The sequence below is a fragment of the Candidatus Brocadia sp. genome (assembly GCA_021646415.1).
Classification (GTDB): domain Bacteria; phylum Planctomycetota; class Brocadiia; order Brocadiales; family Brocadiaceae; genus Brocadia.
The window spans coordinates 50,011-66,187 of record SOEU01000009.1 but is presented as its reverse complement, the minus strand read 5'-3'; the positions used below and the strand labels follow the sequence as shown (position 1 = coordinate 66,187).

Annotated in this window: 17 protein-coding genes and 1 tRNA gene; 6 read left to right on the top strand and 12 right to left on the bottom strand. The window is 39.8% G+C overall.

Features of this window, described 5'->3' with window-relative positions:
* Window positions 1-57: 57 nt before the first annotated feature.
* Both E3K36_08960 and E3K36_08955 read left to right on the top strand, forming a co-directional pair.
* Complete coding sequence (locus E3K36_08960; protein ID MCF6155366.1) at window positions 58-1,266, top strand: NAD(P)/FAD-dependent oxidoreductase; 1,209 nt, start codon at window positions 58-60, stop codon at window positions 1,264-1,266.
* 12 nt (window positions 1,267-1,278) lie between these two features.
* A complete protein-coding gene (locus tag E3K36_08955) occupies window positions 1,279-1,644 on the top strand; it encodes a site-specific integrase (GenBank protein ID MCF6155365.1) in 366 nt (121 codons plus the stop codon).
* Between the two features lie 83 nt (window positions 1,645-1,727).
* Here E3K36_08955 and E3K36_08950 read toward each other — a convergent pair whose 3' ends face one another.
* The 4 genes from E3K36_08950 to E3K36_08935 form a co-directional block, all read right to left on the bottom strand.
* Window positions 1,728-1,994 (bottom strand): type II toxin-antitoxin system mRNA interferase toxin, RelE/StbE family, encoded by a 267-nt coding sequence (locus E3K36_08950; protein MCF6155364.1) that lies wholly within the window; start codon window positions 1,992-1,994, stop codon window positions 1,728-1,730.
* Window positions 1,995-1,997: 3 nt separating this feature from the next.
* Entirely contained in the window at window positions 1,998-2,204 is a 207-nt protein-coding gene (locus E3K36_08945; protein ID MCF6155363.1) for a hypothetical protein, read from the bottom strand.
* Between the two features lie 57 nt (window positions 2,205-2,261).
* Entirely contained in the window at window positions 2,262-2,495 is a 234-nt protein-coding gene (locus E3K36_08940; GenBank protein MCF6155362.1) for a hypothetical protein, read from the bottom strand.
* A gap of 465 nt (window positions 2,496-2,960) precedes the next feature.
* Window positions 2,961-3,215, bottom strand: a complete 255-nt coding sequence (locus E3K36_08935; protein MCF6155361.1) for a hypothetical protein — start codon at window positions 3,213-3,215, stop codon at window positions 2,961-2,963.
* Between the two features lie 442 nt (window positions 3,216-3,657).
* Between E3K36_08935 and E3K36_08930 the strand changes: the two genes are divergently transcribed.
* Window positions 3,658-4,413, top strand: coding sequence for a site-specific integrase (locus E3K36_08930; protein ID MCF6155360.1), 756 nt, complete (start codon window positions 3,658-3,660; stop codon window positions 4,411-4,413).
* 23 nt (window positions 4,414-4,436) lie between these two features.
* Here the strand turns inward: E3K36_08930 and E3K36_08925 are convergent.
* Window positions 4,437-4,514, bottom strand: a tRNA-Pro gene (locus E3K36_08925).
* Between the two features lie 175 nt (window positions 4,515-4,689).
* Here E3K36_08925 and E3K36_08920 point away from each other — a divergent pair.
* Entirely contained in the window at window positions 4,690-6,624 is a 1,935-nt protein-coding gene (locus tag E3K36_08920; GenBank protein MCF6155359.1) for an ATP-dependent metallopeptidase FtsH/Yme1/Tma family protein, read from the top strand.
* A gap of 108 nt (window positions 6,625-6,732) precedes the next feature.
* Here E3K36_08920 and E3K36_08915 read toward each other — a convergent pair whose 3' ends face one another.
* The 7 genes from E3K36_08915 to nusA all read right to left on the bottom strand — a co-directional run bounded on the left by E3K36_08915 (window position 6,733) and on the right by nusA (window position 14,255).
* A complete protein-coding gene (locus tag E3K36_08915; GenBank protein MCF6155358.1) occupies window positions 6,733-7,488 on the bottom strand; it encodes a YebC/PmpR family DNA-binding transcriptional regulator in 756 nt (251 codons plus the stop codon).
* A 38-nt stretch (window positions 7,489-7,526) separates the two neighbouring features.
* Entirely contained in the window at window positions 7,527-9,104 is a 1,578-nt protein-coding gene (locus E3K36_08910) for a tetratricopeptide repeat protein (protein ID MCF6155357.1), read from the bottom strand.
* Window positions 9,105-9,149: 45 nt separating this feature from the next.
* On the bottom strand, window positions 9,150-10,022 hold the full coding sequence (locus tag E3K36_08905; protein ID MCF6155356.1) for an ATP phosphoribosyltransferase: 873 nt from the start codon (window positions 10,020-10,022) through the stop codon (window positions 9,150-9,152).
* On the bottom strand, window positions 10,019-10,396 hold the full coding sequence (gene rbfA, locus E3K36_08900; protein MCF6155355.1) for a 30S ribosome-binding factor RbfA: 378 nt from the start codon (window positions 10,394-10,396) through the stop codon (window positions 10,019-10,021). The genes E3K36_08905 and rbfA overlap by 4 nt, the downstream gene beginning before the upstream one ends.
* 88 nt (window positions 10,397-10,484) lie before the next feature.
* The gene (locus tag E3K36_08895; protein MCF6155354.1) at window positions 10,485-10,796 is read right to left on the bottom strand and encodes a DUF503 domain-containing protein; all 312 of its coding nucleotides are present in this window, start codon (window positions 10,794-10,796) and stop codon (window positions 10,485-10,487) included.
* 106 nt (window positions 10,797-10,902) lie between these two features.
* Entirely contained in the window at window positions 10,903-13,140 is a 2,238-nt protein-coding gene (infB, locus tag E3K36_08890; protein MCF6155353.1) for a translation initiation factor IF-2, read from the bottom strand.
* 41 nt (window positions 13,141-13,181) lie between these two features.
* A complete protein-coding gene (gene nusA / locus E3K36_08885; GenBank protein MCF6155352.1) occupies window positions 13,182-14,255 on the bottom strand; it encodes a transcription termination/antitermination protein NusA in 1,074 nt (357 codons plus the stop codon).
* Window positions 14,256-14,613: 358 nt separating this feature from the next.
* Between nusA and E3K36_08880 the strand changes: the two genes are divergently transcribed.
* Together E3K36_08880 and pyrF are read left to right on the top strand one after the other, a co-directional pair.
* The gene (locus E3K36_08880) at window positions 14,614-15,177 is read left to right on the top strand and encodes an aminodeoxychorismate/anthranilate synthase component II (GenBank protein ID MCF6155351.1); all 564 of its coding nucleotides are present in this window, start codon (window positions 14,614-14,616) and stop codon (window positions 15,175-15,177) included.
* Window positions 15,178-15,220: 43 nt separating this feature from the next.
* A complete protein-coding gene (gene pyrF / locus E3K36_08875; GenBank protein MCF6155350.1) occupies window positions 15,221-16,177 on the top strand; it encodes an orotidine-5'-phosphate decarboxylase in 957 nt (318 codons plus the stop codon).

The window sequence follows — 16,177 nt, the reverse complement described above, 5'->3', positions numbered from 1 at the left end:
AGGGCCAACCGATCAAATCAACCAGAATCGTTTTAGATTTATCTGAAGGTATCAATCATGGAAGTCAAAAAGAACATTGTTGTCATGGGGGCAGGTTACGGAGGAATTACCGCTGCATTGAGGTTAGCAAGGTTGTTCCGTCAGCATCCCGAATATCAAATACATCTCATTGATAGAAACCCTTACCATACGCTCAAGACGCAATTGCATGAGGCAGCTGTTCGAAAAGCAGAGGTGTCCATTCCTATTCACCGCATTATACAAAGGCAAAATATCATTTTTCACCTTGGAGAAGTAACCAGGATTGATTCCACTGAACATATTATACATATGGGAAACAGGTCATTACCATTTGATTACCTGGTAATAGCGCTTGGAAGTCAGGTAAATTTTTATAATATCCCTGGATTGCAGGAAAACTCTTTCCCGCTTCAGACATTGAGAGATGCTCAACAAATCTATGACTATATTAATCAACTCTGTGCACGTGCGGCATCAGAACCGGTTGAGGAGCGGCGAAGGGATATGCTTCGGTTTGTCATCGGCGGTGGTGGTCTGTCAGGGGTAGAATTCGCTGCTGAACTTGCTGATCACGTTGCACAGTGCACCCGTGACTACCATGTGAATCCGCGTGAGGTTGAAATTATTATCGTTGAATCGGGCACTCGCATAGTACCAAAAATGGAGGAATCCTTTGCAGCACGTATTCATAAAAAACTCCTGGAAAGAGGTATAAAAATCATAGCAGGAACAAAGATTGTTAGTCGAACACCAGACACGGTTGTACTTTCATCGGGTGAAGTGTTGGGAACCAAGACCGTGATTTGGACGGGAGGCATTCGCATCCATGAACTCGCGAGAGAAAGTGGAATGAAAATTGGACAATTAGGACGTATTGTTGTTGATGAGTTTCTTCGGGTCGAAGGGTATCCATTTATCTATGCCATTGGGGACAATGCCCTTGCAATGAACCCTTACACAAAAGAACCAGTTCCTGCCGCTGCTCAGTTTGCATTACAGCAGGGACGATTGGTAGCAAACAATATCTACGCGGATATTTTTGGGGGTGTAAGAAAGCCGTATCATCCAAAAGTTTTAGGTGAGGTTGTCAGCCTCGGAAGGCACCTTGCCATTGGGTGGCTGGCGCTTCCGCTCTCAAAGAAAATTACATTTGTTGGTTTTTTAGGAAGTCTTCTTAAAACAGCCGTTCTGGGAAAACACATCTTTCTTTTAAGAAAAGAGAGTAGAAAATGGATAACTTATTAAACTAAATTCTGCATTATTCAGGAATCTAAGAACGGCAAGCCGAGGACGATTCCGTTAAACCAAATTGCACTGAATATTTTAATGGAAAAGGCAAAAGTCAGGAATCTTAAGAGTGACGTTGTATTTCTGAGTAATGCAATAACTAATATTGACCGTCACAATCTCAGAAGGGCTTTTAGTATCGCTATAAAAAAGGCAGGCATCCATGACTTTCATTTCCACGATTTAAGACATACCTTTGCGACACGTTTAGCGCAAAGGGGCATTGATATTTATAAGATATCGAGGTTGTTAGGACATCATTCCATAGAGATGACGCAACGGTATACACATCATTGCCTGATAGTCTTAAAGATGGTTTCAGATTTTAGTGGCTGACTACAATTTGACTACAGTTGACAAAAGTAAAAAAGCATTAAAATCTATGCCGAAATAGCGTTAATTCTTAATTTAAAAGAAAATTAATAAACCTCATCGTGCTTTCCTATGTCAATAAAAACCACTTTATCGTTTTCTAAAAAATAAAATACTAATCTTAAGTCATAATCAATGGTAAAGCTCCACAATTCCTCCAATTTTCCGGAAAGCTTGTGTGTTTTTAATTGTGGGTCTAACGGGTTTTTGAGAAAAATATTAACCCTTTCCCAATATTTGTCTTCAATATTTTGTTTTCCTTTGATCTTTTTCTTAAAAGCCCTTTTAAAGGAAGAACTAAAAGTTATTTGTATCAACTAAAGCATCTCCTTTAACCTTTCAATGTCGTTCGAAAATTCCAGGTGACCTTCTTCAATTTCCCTTGCACTTTCCTGGCAATTTTTAAAAATTTCCTCTCTTCGTTCTTCAATTAGATATTTTTCAATTAAAAATTTTAATTCTTCCTTTTCCTCAGTTGATAGTTTTTTGACTTCTTCTACTAAAGCACTATATTTTTGGCCCATATCTTTCTCCTATTCACAATGATTTAAAAGAGTTTCTGTTTTATTTTCAATTACTATTCATTCCCGTCTGCTCGAATAAATATCCTTTAATTGTTCATTAATGGTTCTGCCGTCTTCACATGTTCCACATACAGAGAGAAATTCATCGGTTGCGTTCTTTTCACTTAATTCGGGATAGATAATTTCTTTTTTTAGGAAATGCACAATTTTGACTAATTTCTTTTGCATTGATTTAGATAAATCTTGTATTTCCTTTAAAATTTCTTCTTCAAAGATTGTTTTGGTCTTCATAATAAACCTTCTGCTGGAATTCTATAAATGGGTTTAGAAAGGTTGATGCTTGTCACTCCTTGATATCCCTATAAACTTTTCAGGCGTTACCACTTTTATGCCTCATAGTTTTCGAGAGAAAGAAGGTCATTGTCTCGTGTGACAATGTAATCCGTCCGTGCTTTAAGAGAAACACCCATTTTAGCAAGAAAGGCACTAACAAGAACCGTGGAATCAAGAACAACTTTATGCATGATGCTTTCTAAAACTCTTCACCATTTTGGCAATTTCTTCTTCCTGTTCTTTCGCACGTTGCTTTGGTTTAGGTTTGCGGTCCTTGACGTTTTCCATAGATTTAAAAAGTTGATTCCAAGCATTCTCTCGCTCCACCACAGTGACTGGCTTAAGAAATAACCTCATTCAAATCAAATGGAATATTGATATAACCACGATGATCGAAATGGTTTTGGAATAACAGGTGCTTTCTCATGAAAGATTCTCTATCTTTAAACCAATAACCGCAACAGGATTGAGATATCTTGCCCTAATAGTACCATAAAATAACTCTTCAAAATCCTCCCCTGGTGTTGCAAATAGTACAACCTTGTGTTTCTTTTTTAAAAGGTCTTTTTCAAATTTTAATACAGCCATCCCCCTAAGAGTCTCTAAAGCTCTTTTTAGTGATTTATACAATTCTTCATCGTCTGAGACTACTAATACTTCGTTATTAGATTCTTTCATTGTTCCTTGCGATCAACGGTAGATCACACCAAACCCAATTGCCATGATCGAAATAAGGCTGCCTGTGATTATCCCATTTACTATAAGTTGAAGTATCATAATAAATCTTTCACAGTGAATTATACTGTAAGGTCATTGCGCTGAATATCCCGAAAATATCCAAAAATATTCCTCATGTAAAAAGCAACGCACTTACTATGATTGCGTGTTCAAAGTTCACTTATGTATTCTAAGATGTCGAGACTTAATGATATTTTTTTCATTAAAAGCGAGAAACCTATTTTGTAAATGCAACATATTACGCGAAGTATAAGGAATTTAAATAGTTATTTCAATGCTATTATCCAGTTAATAACGTGATGAGTGGAGAGGTGGCCTTGCGTGAGTTACGAAGCACGGCGCCGAAACTTTCAGCAATGTACCTTTAAGGCGTTTCAGTTCCATGTTATTTGAACAATACCAGACTGATAAACCAAACATGGGAAATAAACCTGCTACAGCAAATCGATTGATTGCTACTTTATTCCATATGTTTACAAAGGCGGTCGAATGGGATATGGTAGAGGAAGAAATCTTAAAACGAATAAGAAAGGTAAAGATGTTGCCTGAAAACAATAGACGCCTACGGTATCTATCCACAGAGGAGTGTCAAAGGCTTATTGATTCATGCGATAAACACTTAAAGCCGATTGTTATTACAGCACTTAATACAGGAATGAGGAAAGACGAAATACTTGGGCTTAAGTGGGATAATGTTGATTTGAATGCGGGCTTTATCTTGTTGAACCAAGACCAAACAAAGAACTCTGAGCGTAAAGAGATACCTATAAATCAGACTTTAAGGGAAACTTTGGAAGGGATCACCAGTCAATTTGATTATGTTTTTGTTAATCCATTAACCGGTAATAGGTACGATAACGTTAAAAGAAGTTTTAATACCGCATTAAAAAAGGCAGAGATAAGAGATTTTAAATTCCACGATTTGAGACATACCTTCGCAAGTCACCTGGTAATGGCTGGAATTGACCTTACAACTGTGAAAGAACTTATGGGACACAAAGACTTTAAGATGACTTTGAGGTATGCCCACCTTGCACCGAGTCACAAGGTTAAAGCAGTTGATACGCTGGATAATATCATGACAGAACAACCAAGTATACAAAAAGTATACAATTTGAGAGAGGCGTGCAATGGTTAATATCCTAAAACCCTTGATTTTAGTGGTCGGGGTGGCGGGATTTGAACCCACGACCTCTTGAACCCCATTCAAGCGCGCTAGCCAAGCTGCGCTACACCCCGACTAGAATCCATTATAGTATCTTTTTAGCTATTATCAACCTAAATCTCTTTTGAAATATTTTGACATTGATCGTCTTTTCTAATATAATTCAGCTTGATTTTTTGTTAAGAATATTACATTAATAACCTTATATTCAGGATATAAGGTATTTTTAATCTTTTTCAACCAAATTGAATGGATAAAAAAAATAAAAACAAAACCAAGAAGTCACGATTTTCGATCGGATATATCCTGCTTTTTCTCGCCGTTATGTATGTAGCGCAGATATTTTTATCCCCTAAAGCTGAAGAAATATCATACAGCCAGTTCAGACTTTATCTTAAGAATGGTTATATATCTGACTGTACGGTAGGTACCAATCTTATCCGGGGCCATTACAAAAAATTATCTGGTGAAGGTGACAAAGAAGAAAAGATTGCATTCGTTACAGTACCAATACAAGACGCAGAACTCGTCAATGAACTCGAATCACAGAAGGTCAGGTTTAAAGGTGCATCTGAAAATAATTTCTTTAAAAACATCCTGATGTGGTGGGTATTTCCCTTTGGGATCATGGCGTTAGGGTGGTTTTTCCTCTTTAAAAGGGTCGGCGGGATGGGTTCTCCTTTTATGTCCTTTGGCAAGGCAAAAATTAAGTTGTATTCAGATAACGGTTCTCAGAAGACAACTTTCGTCGATGTTGCAGGATGTGAAGAGGCCAAAGAAGAGCTGAAGGAAATCATAGACTTTCTTTCTTACCCGGAGCGATTTCAGAAATTGGGAGGGAAAATCCCCAAAGGCGTTCTTCTGATCGGTCCACCCGGAACCGGCAAAACGCTCCTCGCAAGAGCCGTTGCAGGTGAAGCAGGTGTACCATTTTTCTCAATTAGTGGTTCTGACTTTGTCGAAATGTTTGTGGGAATGGGCGCTGCCCGCGTACGGGATATGTTTGAGCAAGCAAAAGCAAAGGCCCCATGCATTGTTTTTATTGACGAAATTGACAGTGTTGGACGTCAACGTGGCACAGGGCTGGGTGGCGGTCATGACGAACGTGAACAGACTCTTAACCAGCTTCTGGCTGAGATGGATGGATTTAATTCACAGAAAGGGGTTATTATAATTGCTGCAACCAACCGACCTGATGTCCTGGACAGTGCACTGTTACGCCCGGGGCGTTTTGACCGTCAAATAACTGTTGACAGACCAGACCTTATTGGCCGCGAGGCTGTACTGTCTGTTCATGCAAAAAATGTAAAGATAGATTCCGATGTCAGCTTGAAAGTCATCGCAAAACGCACCGCAGGTTTTTCGGGAGCAGATTTGGCAAATGTTGTCAATGAAGCGGCACTCCTTGCCGCACGGTACAATAAGAACTCAGTCGGCATGAAAGAATTGGAATCCTCCATAGACAGGGTGTTAGCCGGTCCAGAGCGAAAGAGCAGAATTATGAGCGATACGGAAAAAAAGGCGGTCGCAATTCATGAGGCTGGTCACACCTTGATAGCTGCACTACTTCCCAACACTGATCCCGTGCACAAAGTTTCTATAATTCCTAGAGGAACGGCAGCACTAGGATATACTATGCAGTTACCATTGGAAGACAAATACTTAACCACTGAACCCGAAATTCTGGATACCCTTTGTGTATTATTGGGCGGGAGAGCAGCAGAAGAACTGGCTATACACAAAATATCAACCGGTGCCCAAAATGACCTGGAAAAGGCTTCACAACTGGCTCGAAATTATGTATGCCGATTTGGTATGAGCAGAAAATTAGGCCCGCAGACTTTTGGCAGGCAATCGGGCAATATTTTTCTCGGACACGATCTTGTTCAAGAAAAAGAATACAGCGAAAAAACTGCCGTGCTTATTGATGAAGAAGTTACCAACCTTATCATGGCAAGCTATGATAGGGTCAAAAAATTACTCAATGATAACAAAGATAAACTGGATCTGCTAGCAAAGAACCTCGAAAATGATGAAGTATTAGATGGAGAACAAGTCCTTGAATTGTTGAATATTGAGAAAAAACAATCGAAAACCCATAAAGAAGTGGATATTGCCCCAATAGAACAACCGCAACAGAACTTGCAATACATCCAAAAAGATCGTGGAGAAAAGCAGCTATAATTATTGTTGTCCAAATGAGTTGGACAGGTAGCACAATATTTATCTCGGTGTCCTGAGAACTGAAGTTTGGGGAAGTCTAGAGACTGCGCTAAATTATCTTTATCCAATTTATTTAGCCGCTTGTACTTCTGTGAGAAGGGTTTGTGGAAGATTAAAATTGGAATAGACGTTTTGTACGTCATCGTGGTCCTCAAGTGCTTCCATGAGCCCCAGTACTTTACGACCTGCGGCATCATCTAGGTCAATATTGTTTTTTGGTATCCAACTCACCTCAGCACTTTCGATCTTGATGTTTTTACTCTCGATAGCCTTCTTCACGGTATCCAAATCCACTTGCGGGCATATGACCTGAAAAACATCCCCCACCTGTTGTAGATCATCGGCCCCGGCATCTAAGACCAACATCATAAGCTCGTCTTCATTGAAATTATTACTACCAGCGATAATAAGGCCCTTTTTTTCGAACATCCAGGAGACACAACCCGATTCTCCCATATTTCCGCCAAACCGCTCAAATATTTTTCGGATTTCAGGGACAGTTCTATTTTTATTGTCTGTCAGGATTTCAACCATTAAGGCTATGCCATGAGGTCCGTATCCTTCGTACAAACATTCAAATAACTCTGATGCCTCACCGCCCCCCGTACCTTTCTGAATGGCACGCTCAATGTTTTCTTTAGGCATATTAACTGCCCTGGCCTTACTTATGGCAAGCTGTAACTTTGGATTCATATCCGGGTCGCCACCACCTCTTCTGGCAGCTACAGTTATCATGCGAGCTATCTTCGAAAAAATTTTGCCCTTTTTCGCATCTGCTGCACCTTTTTTGTGCTTTATACTTGCCCAATGTGAATGTCCAGCCAATTTATCTTACTTCTCCTAAAAATATTTTTAGAAAAAAATCACGGTTGAATGCTACTTTCAATCTCTATTTGATTTTTAATAACCTTCGAATTTGTTTCTTCTACAGACCTTAACCTCTTTAGTCTTTCCAATTTCATCGTAATGTTCTCTATTTGCGCTCTGTTATTAAACATCTGTTTATATAAATCCTGTGCCCTTCCCCAAGCCTTAACAGCTTCGTCCCAATTCCCCAAACTATAATGAACATCACCAATATGCTCATAAATATCTGGTTCTTCCAAGAATTGTACAGCTTCCAATAACTTTTGAAGTGCCATAATCAAATAATCATTTCTTCCTTCCACCTGTGCCTTCTTGTAATAAGCCCAGCCCAAACTATCAAGATATGCACCATTCCGGGGTTGTGCTTTTAACGCCTTGTTAATAAGCTGAATTGCTTCGTCCAAATTTCTGTTGTTTTCAACAAACAGATAACCAAGAAAGTTATTTGCTTCGTGAAAATCAGGATCAAGCTTTAAGACCATCTGCAATTCTTCTTCCACTCTATCAAATCTTTGATTTTCATAATAAAGATTCGATAGCAAAAAATGAATATCCCGTATTGTTTCTTTGTCCAGAGGAATCAACTTCATATTCTCAATGACTGCGATTGCCTCGTCAATTTTACGTTGACTTCTATAAATTTGGCATAACAGGAAATATTCCTTAGGGTTCGTGCTTCCAGCATCTGTGTTTTTCTTAAGAATTTCCTCGATTTTTTTAATTTCCTCGCTTTGGTTGGACTCATTATTTGTTTTCTCGTATAGCTCGGACAGGGCTAAGTGCATAACCCAGTTATCAGGTTCTTTTTCCAAAAAAACCTTTGCTTCTTTAATAGCATTATCATAGTCATGAAGTGCATCGTAGCAAAGAGTAAGATAAAAACTGACGAAACTTAACTTTGGATCAGTCTCTTTTACCTTTAAAAAATATTCCAAGGCCTTTTTAGTATCGTTTTTTTCAAAATATTTCTGGCCTATCTCGTAATATACCTTTACTGGATCGCTTACAAGTTTCATGTCAAACATACTCTCATAACACTCTATTCCTTTTTCCATCATACCTTCCTGCATATAAAGATTGGCAAGCCTGTAGAGAGTATCCGCCAGGAATACCTGGTCTAGCTTCGTTGTTTTACACTGGCGGGCATATTCATATTCCGCAATTGCCTCTCTATATTTTCCAACAGTTTCATACAGTGTCGCCAATGTATAATGCACACTAAATTCATTTGGTTTGATTTTGGCTAATTTTTCGAGATAATCGATCGACTTTTCATTCTTTCCTAACTGGAAATAGCATGTAGCCAAATGTTGAATAATTCTTCCCGAAGAACGATCCAGCTGAATCGCCTTTTCAAAATTAGCAGCCGCATTTTCCCAATCTCTTTCCAACATGGAAAAATATCCGGCACAAAAATAGGCATGCGCTTTATCCTGAGCGTGCAATGGACTGCTCTCAATAACCGGTAAGAATTGACTGTCATGTTTGGCTGCAATACTACCACATCCCTGGAAACTAATAGAGAAGAGTATTATAAGAACAAAAATAACAGAAAAAGATTTGACAAATAACATTTCATACTTCTTTGTATATCCTTAACATATCGGAACTCCCGCATCTTAAAGAATAACTTTATTTAATGGATATTCAATAATCCCTTCAGCTCCGGCTCTTTTTAACTCAGGGGTGATGCTTCTTGCCACTGTCTCATCCAGCACAGTTTCAATCGCATAACCAGCCCCTTCAGACAGTGTAGAAACTGTTGGTTTTCTCAATGCAGGCAATTTTTTTAGCACCTGATCCAGAGCCCCATTTGGAACATTCATCTTCAATCCGACCTTTACACGGGCAATAATAGCTCCTTCAAATAGCATTGCAAGATTCTCTATTTTTGTACGTTTCCATTCATCTTTCCACGCATGATGACCGGCAATAAGCTGAGTTGAAGATTCCATAACGGTCTCAATGATACGAAGTTTGTTTGCCTTCAGACTACTTCCTGTTTCAGTAAGTTCTACAATCGCATCTACTAAGTCTGGAGCCTTTGCCTCAGTAGCACCATGAGAAAATTCAATATCGGCAACCACCCCGCGTTCTGCGAGGTATTGCCGTGTCACGTTCACAAGTTCCGTCGCAATCTTTTTATTCTGCAGATCATCCACGGTGCGGATGGTCGAACTTTCAGGCACAGCTAAAACCCATTTTACCTTCGTTAACTGTTGTTTAGCATACACAAGGCTCACAACCACTTTCACGTCAGAACCTGCTTCTTTCACCCAATCGGCACCTGTCAGACCAGCATCAATAATCCCTTTTTCAACATATCTGGACATATCTTGCGGCCTGATTAATCGTACGGAAATTTCATCATCATCGATTGAAGGGTAATAAGATCGAGGACTAACATGGACAGTATAACCTGCCTTTTTCATCATTTCAACAGTTGCTTCCTGAAGACTGCCTTTCGGTAAACCTAAATGTAATTTTTTCATTCTTCTAACTCACCTTTGATTGTAATGTCACTCCCCTTAACTGCCTCGTCAATAAGGTTTGAAATATGTTGACTCTTTTTTAACGATTCATCCAAATAAAAAGTCAACAATGGCGTGTATCTTATCTGCAGATGTGCACCCATTTTTGCTTGAATAAACCCTCTGGCATGTTCCAGCGCTTGTAAGGTTTTTCTCTGGGTAAGAGCATCCCCCAAAATAGAGATATACACCTTTGCTCTTTTCAGATCAGACGCAAGTTCAACTTTGGTAACTGTAATAAAACTTATCCGAGGGTCTTTGAGTTCATAAAGTATGATTTTACTTACCTCTTGTTTAACTGATTCAGACAATCGCTCTACTCTTCTTGAAGGCATAACAACCCCCTTCTTTATTGTAAACAAAAAATATAATTATTACTAAAAAGGGATTTACCATATGGATGTACATCTCTTATGAATGGAATTAAACAAATTCGAGGTGATAACCAACAAGCTCTACAGAAGTTGAGGCTCGGAACATATTAATTAAATTCGATAAGGTACCGTTCACATACCTCTTATCATTTCCTACCATTGCAATCCCTAATCTAGAATATTGGCAATGATCCAAAGTTCCAATTTCCGAGACAGAGACGTTAAAATTATTTTTAACACGATCTTTCAGGCTTTTAATGATGTGACGCTTGTCCTTTAATGTATTTGCACCCCGGATTACCAACCGAATATTGAGAACTCCAACTACAGTATCATCAGACTTGTAAAACTCTAATTTCATAGTGCATCATAGTCGCAATTAAGATTGCCCCAATTGCCAGGAAGGAGGATAATTAAGAGTTGAAAATCTTTTTCTAAAATGCCAAACATAGCTATAAGAGCAATTACTATACCGTTAGGACTCTTGCTATCTTTTGCACTTCGTATGCCTCTACAATATCCCCCACTTTAATATCATCATAATTGGCAATTTTCAGCCCACATTCAAATCCTGCCCTAACCTCTCTGACATCATCTTTTACTACCTTTAAAGACTCTAATTTCCCGTCATAAATGATAATGTTATCCCGAATTAATCGGACGGAGGCATTTCTTGTAATTTTACCCGTTTTTACATAACAACCAGCAACATTACCAAACTTTGAGATATTGTAAACTTGCCGTATTTCGACCTGACCTAATACAACCTCTTTAGATTCTGGTTCTAACATACCTTCCATGGCAGCTTTTATTTCGTTTGTTGCATCATAGATAATTTTATAGAGCCTGATTTCCACCCCTTTTTCTTCTGCCAGTATGCGTGCCTTATCCTCGGTCGTCACATAAAACCCAATCACAATGGCATCCGATGCATCAGCCAGAAGCACATCCGATTCTGTAATACCACCAACACCGCAGTGCAATATTCTCACTTTTATTTCAGGGGTTGAAAGTTCTTCTAATGCCTTTTTAAGTACTTCAACAGAGCCCTTATAATCAGCCTTTAATATTATTTTGATCTCCTTAACATTCCCTTCAGCAATTTTGGAATACAGGCTATCCAGTGTAACATGCTGGTGTTTTGCCAGAGAGGTTTCACGTTCTTTTTTTTGCCTTTCCTGAGCAATCTCTCTTGCCTTTTGTATATCACTGACTACGTAAAATTTGTCTCCAGCCTCAGGAACTTCAGAAAAATCAGAAACGGACACCGGTGTTGACGGGCCTGCCTCTTGTACCTCAAATCCCCTTTCGTTCGTAACGAGACGTGCCCTACCGAAAGTTTTGCCACAAAGGATAATATCTCCTTCATGTAAGGTACCGTCTTGTATTAAGACATTGGCAACAACTCCTCTTCCCTCGCTAAGGCGAGCTTCTAAAACCACCCCTCGTGCCGGATTTTTAGGATTTGCTTTTAGTTCCAGAATTTCAGACTCCAGCAAAAGCCTTTCAAGCAAGGTATCGATTCCCTTTTTCGTAACAGCTGAAGTCTCAACAAACTGCGTCTTTCCGCCCCATTCTTCAGGGATTAAATCCAGACTTGCAAGCTGTTGTCTGACTCTCAACGAATTGGCACCGGGTTTATCAATTTTATTCAACGCAACAACAATCGGCACATTAGCAGCTTTTGCATGATTTAATGCCTCTTCCGTCTGAGGCATCACTCCGTCATCTGCCGCCACAACGAGCACCACCACATCAGTAATATTTGCTCCCCTTGCCCGCATAGCCGTAAATGCTTCATGGCCAGGTGTATCAAGGAATACTACATGTTTTCCATGCATTTCCACCTTATACGCACCGATATGCTGCGTAATCCCACCCACTTCTCCCGCAGCAACATTTGTTTGACGAATACTATCAAGGAGTGAGGTTTTCCCATGATCAACATGTCCCAGAAAAGTCACGATTGGTGCACGATGCACCATGTCCTCGGCTTTTGTAGATACCTGATCGGCCATGAAATCACGTTCTCCCACAGCCTCTTTTTTTCTAATTTCAATCTCCACCCCATATTCAATGCCTAACAACTGTACAATCTCTTCGCTTAATATCTGATTGATTGTTGAACGCACATTGTGTTCGAGGAGCAACTTGGTGATAATCTCATTTGCACGAATCCCTAACGTAGAAGAAAGATCTTTTACCGTTATTGGTGGTTCCATAACAACCTTTCTCTCTTTCTCCTTAACTGTTGGTTTTTTTGATTCTGTAACTTCCCCTCCCTGTTCTTTTTTCCTGAAAGACACAACACCTGGCGGTTGTTTCTTCTTCCAATAAGTTTTTACCGGGGTCATCTTCACAACACGCTGTTGCGGATGTTGAGCAGGTGCACTTTTGGGGATTCGAACAATTTTACTCGGTTGAATAATTTTTACACCACTGGCTTGTAATGTCGTTTTCTCATCCTTTTTCTGTTCGACCACTGCGTGTGAAACGGGAACCTCTTTTATTTTGGGCTCTTCTTTCGTAGGAGTCACCTTTGCACTCGGTTGGAACAATTGTCTTATCATTTCTGCCTGCTCAGAAACTAGTGTATTCGCATGGTGCGTAATGTGAGCCAACCCTTTTTCATGACATTTATCAATCAACAGGCTACTCTTAACTCCTAGCTCTTTTGCAAGCAAACTGATCCGAATTTTTCCCATTTAAACTCCTAAGATAATCAAAATAATGTCTATATTTATTATTATATTCCCTCTTTTTCCCCACCCGCTTTAATATGCTCGGCCGACTCCGCACTTGTTGTCTTTGAATTATCAAAAGGCCTTTTGTTCGACTCTGCAACCTCTGTAAGTCCTGCGGCACCCTCTTTTTGCCTTTCTTCAAATTCTGACTCTGTGATAATATCAATATCCCACGACGTTAACCGAGACGCAAGACGTACATTTTGTCCCCTTTTACCAATTGCCAGAGAAAGTTGATCATTCGGTACCACAATGGTAGCAACCTGATTCTCGGCTGACAAAATAATCCCAGAAACTTCCGCAGGTTTTAGTGCGTTAGGCAACAACACTTCTGGTTCATCACTCCACCTGATAATATCAATCTTCTCACCGTTCAATTCATCCACAATATTCTTAATCCGGGACCCACGCACGCCCACGCACGCACCCACACAATCCACATTCGGGTCACCTGAAGCCACAGCAATCTTGGTCCTATGCCCCGGCTCCCTTGCCAGAGCCTTGATCTCAATCGTATTCTCCGCAATTTCAGGTACTTCTAGCTCAAAGAGCCTCCGGACAAAATCAGGATGCGTCCTTGAAAGTAATATCCGCACCCGGGTCCCTACTTTTTTCACATCAAGGACAATCGCCCTGACCCGTTCATTCGTATTATAATGTTCATCGTCAATTTGTTCCAATTTGTTCAGGATACCCTCTGTTTTACCAAGGTTAACAATAATCGTAGGACCTTCGAACCTTTGAACAGCACCACTGACGATGGCACCCTTCCGGCCAAGAAAATCCTCATATATAACATCCCGCTCAGCCTCTCGTATCTTCTGGATGATAACTTGTTTTGCAGTTTGTGCCGTAATCCTGCCCAATTCGGAAGGGTCGATTCTACGATCGCCTTCCTTCGCCAAAATCTCCCCCGTATTTCTATCAATTTGAATAGAAACTGCCTCCTGGGATTTAAAATGTTTTCGGGCGGCGGTAGTAAGAGCAGCCTCTATACCCTGAAACACAACATCTTTGGCAATTTCTTTATCCCTGTGTAAACTATCTACTAAACGTAGTAAACTTTCTTTATCCATAAATACCTTTTTACTTAAGTCGCCAACCAAGACTAGCCGGAAAGAACATCCTAAGAAAAAAATATACTCCTTAAAATAAAAAAGTGGGTTATCCCCACTTTTCGCGAATTTTTCCCCCTTTTGGCCAGTCTATTATAACTACACAAAATCCTTTAAGGATAACACATCGACTTATCCCAGTGTCGCTTAACAGTTAATACAGTTAACAAAATTTAACAAAAAAAACGAATATTGTCAAGTTGTTTTTATGGTAATGGCATTTACTTACAGTGAATGCAAGAACTTGTTTAATTACCACTTAAAATCTCTTTGATATTCAAAATTTATTTTGCTAATATTTGTAAAAGGAAATACTCTTATGATAATTATTATCGATAATTACGACTCCTTCACCTATAATTTAGTGCAACAAATTGGCGCATTTGGCGCAAGAATGGAAGTATTTAGAAATGATAAGGTCAGCCTTGAAGAAATAGAGGAGGAGAAACCTGACCATATTATTATATCCCCAGGGCCCTGTACACCCAAAGAAGCAGGCATCTCTAATGATATTATAAAACAGTTTTCAGGGAAAATACCGATTCTCGGGGTTTGTCTGGGCCACCAGTGCATTGCATACACATATGGGGCAGAAGTTATTCGTGCAAGAAGACTTATGCATGGAAAGACATCAATGATCAAACACGACTGCAAAACCATTTACCGAGGACTTTCCAATCCTTTTGAGGCTACTCGTTATCATTCTCTCATTGTCAAAGAAGATACACTGCCTAATTGTCTTGAGGTTACAGCAAGAGCAGACGATGATGAGATCATGGGTATTCGTCATAAGGAGTATCTTTTAGAAGGGGTACAATTTCATCCCGAATCCTTTTTAACCGCAGAAGGCCCAAAACTTCTTAAAAATTTCTTGACCCTTTAGTTACTTGATTATCATTAAAACTTGAGACTTAAGGAAAACAAATTTGGCTGTAGTCTCTGACAACAGAGAAAATTTTGCCGACCAGCTTATCACAGCCATCCGGAGAAAAAATAGCTGTGTTGTGGTAGGTTTAGACCCCTATTTTAAACTCATCCCTGATACCATTAAACAAAAGTTCTTCACCTTTCAAAAACAGCCCCTTGAATATGCATCCCGTATTATTCTGGAATTTAATATACAGGTTATCGACCTTATCGCACCGCATGTGAGCATCGTCAAACCCCAGATTGCATTTTATGAACTTTATGGCTGGTGGGGTGTCTGGGCCTATGCAGAAACCATTAGATACGCCAAACAAAAAGGATTACTAGTAATTGGCGATATTAAAAGAGGTGATGTGTCCAGCACGGCTGAGGCGTACGCCAATGCCCATATCGGAGAGGTACACATAGATAATATCGTTGAAACCCCATTCGCCACTGATGCCATAACCGTTAACCCCCTTTTAGGAACCGACAGTCTGCTCCCTTTTCTACAAACGGCCCAAAAACATAACAAAGGTATATTTATCCTCGTAAAAACATCAAATCCATCTTCCAGTGAATTCCAGGACATTATGTGTGGGACAAAAAAACTCCATGAAATTATAGCGGAAAGGACACATGCCTGGGGAAGCGACTTCATTGGCAAACAGGGATACAGCGCAGTTGGGGCTGTTGTTGGAGCCACATTTTCCCACGAAATATCGAAATTGAGAAAAATCATGCCTGCTGCTTATTTTCTTGTACCCGGTTACGGTGCGCAGGGCGCTACGGCAAAAGATATCGCATATTGTTTTAACCCGGATGGTCTCGGAGCTATCATCAACGCCTCCCGTTCCATCCTTTATGCATACAATATTTCCCCCTGGAAGGAAAAATATGGCATAAGCGCATGGAAAGACGCCACCCGGGAGGCGATAATTAAGATGAATGATGAAATAAGAAAAGTCCTCAAATAG

What these genes read in the sequence shown, in the direction of transcription:
- E3K36_08940 (MCF6155362.1), bottom strand. Translation starts at nt 2,495, where the DNA reads ATGAAGACCAAAACAATCTTTGAAGAAGAAATTTTAAAGGAAATACAA.
- E3K36_08960 (MCF6155366.1), top strand. Translation starts at nt 58, where the DNA reads ATGGAAGTCAAAAAGAACATTGTTGTCATGGGGGCAGGTTACGGAGGA.
- nusA (MCF6155352.1), bottom strand. Translation starts at nt 14,255, where the DNA reads ATGGATAAAGAAAGTTTACTACGTTTAGTAGATAGTTTACACAGGGAT.
- E3K36_08910 (MCF6155357.1), bottom strand. Translation starts at nt 9,104, where the DNA reads ATGTTATTTGTCAAATCTTTTTCTGTTATTTTTGTTCTTATAATACTC.
- E3K36_08945 (MCF6155363.1), bottom strand. Translation starts at nt 2,204, where the DNA reads ATGGGCCAAAAATATAGTGCTTTAGTAGAAGAAGTCAAAAAACTATCA.
- E3K36_08930 (MCF6155360.1), top strand. Translation starts at nt 3,658, where the DNA reads ATGTTATTTGAACAATACCAGACTGATAAACCAAACATGGGAAATAAA.
- E3K36_08920 (MCF6155359.1), top strand. Translation starts at nt 4,690, where the DNA reads ATGGATAAAAAAAATAAAAACAAAACCAAGAAGTCACGATTTTCGATC.
- E3K36_08935 (MCF6155361.1), bottom strand. Translation starts at nt 3,215, where the DNA reads ATGAAAGAATCTAATAACGAAGTATTAGTAGTCTCAGACGATGAAGAA.
- rbfA (MCF6155355.1), bottom strand. Translation starts at nt 10,396, where the DNA reads ATGCCTTCAAGAAGAGTAGAGCGATTGTCTGAATCAGTTAAACAAGAG.
- infB (MCF6155353.1), bottom strand. Translation starts at nt 13,140, where the DNA reads ATGGGAAAAATTCGGATCAGTTTGCTTGCAAAAGAGCTAGGAGTTAAG.
- E3K36_08880 (MCF6155351.1), top strand. Translation starts at nt 14,614, where the DNA reads ATGATAATTATTATCGATAATTACGACTCCTTCACCTATAATTTAGTG.
- E3K36_08895 (MCF6155354.1), bottom strand. Translation starts at nt 10,796, where the DNA reads ATGAAATTAGAGTTTTACAAGTCTGATGATACTGTAGTTGGAGTTCTC.
- E3K36_08905 (MCF6155356.1), bottom strand. Translation starts at nt 10,022, where the DNA reads ATGAAAAAATTACATTTAGGTTTACCGAAAGGCAGTCTTCAGGAAGCA.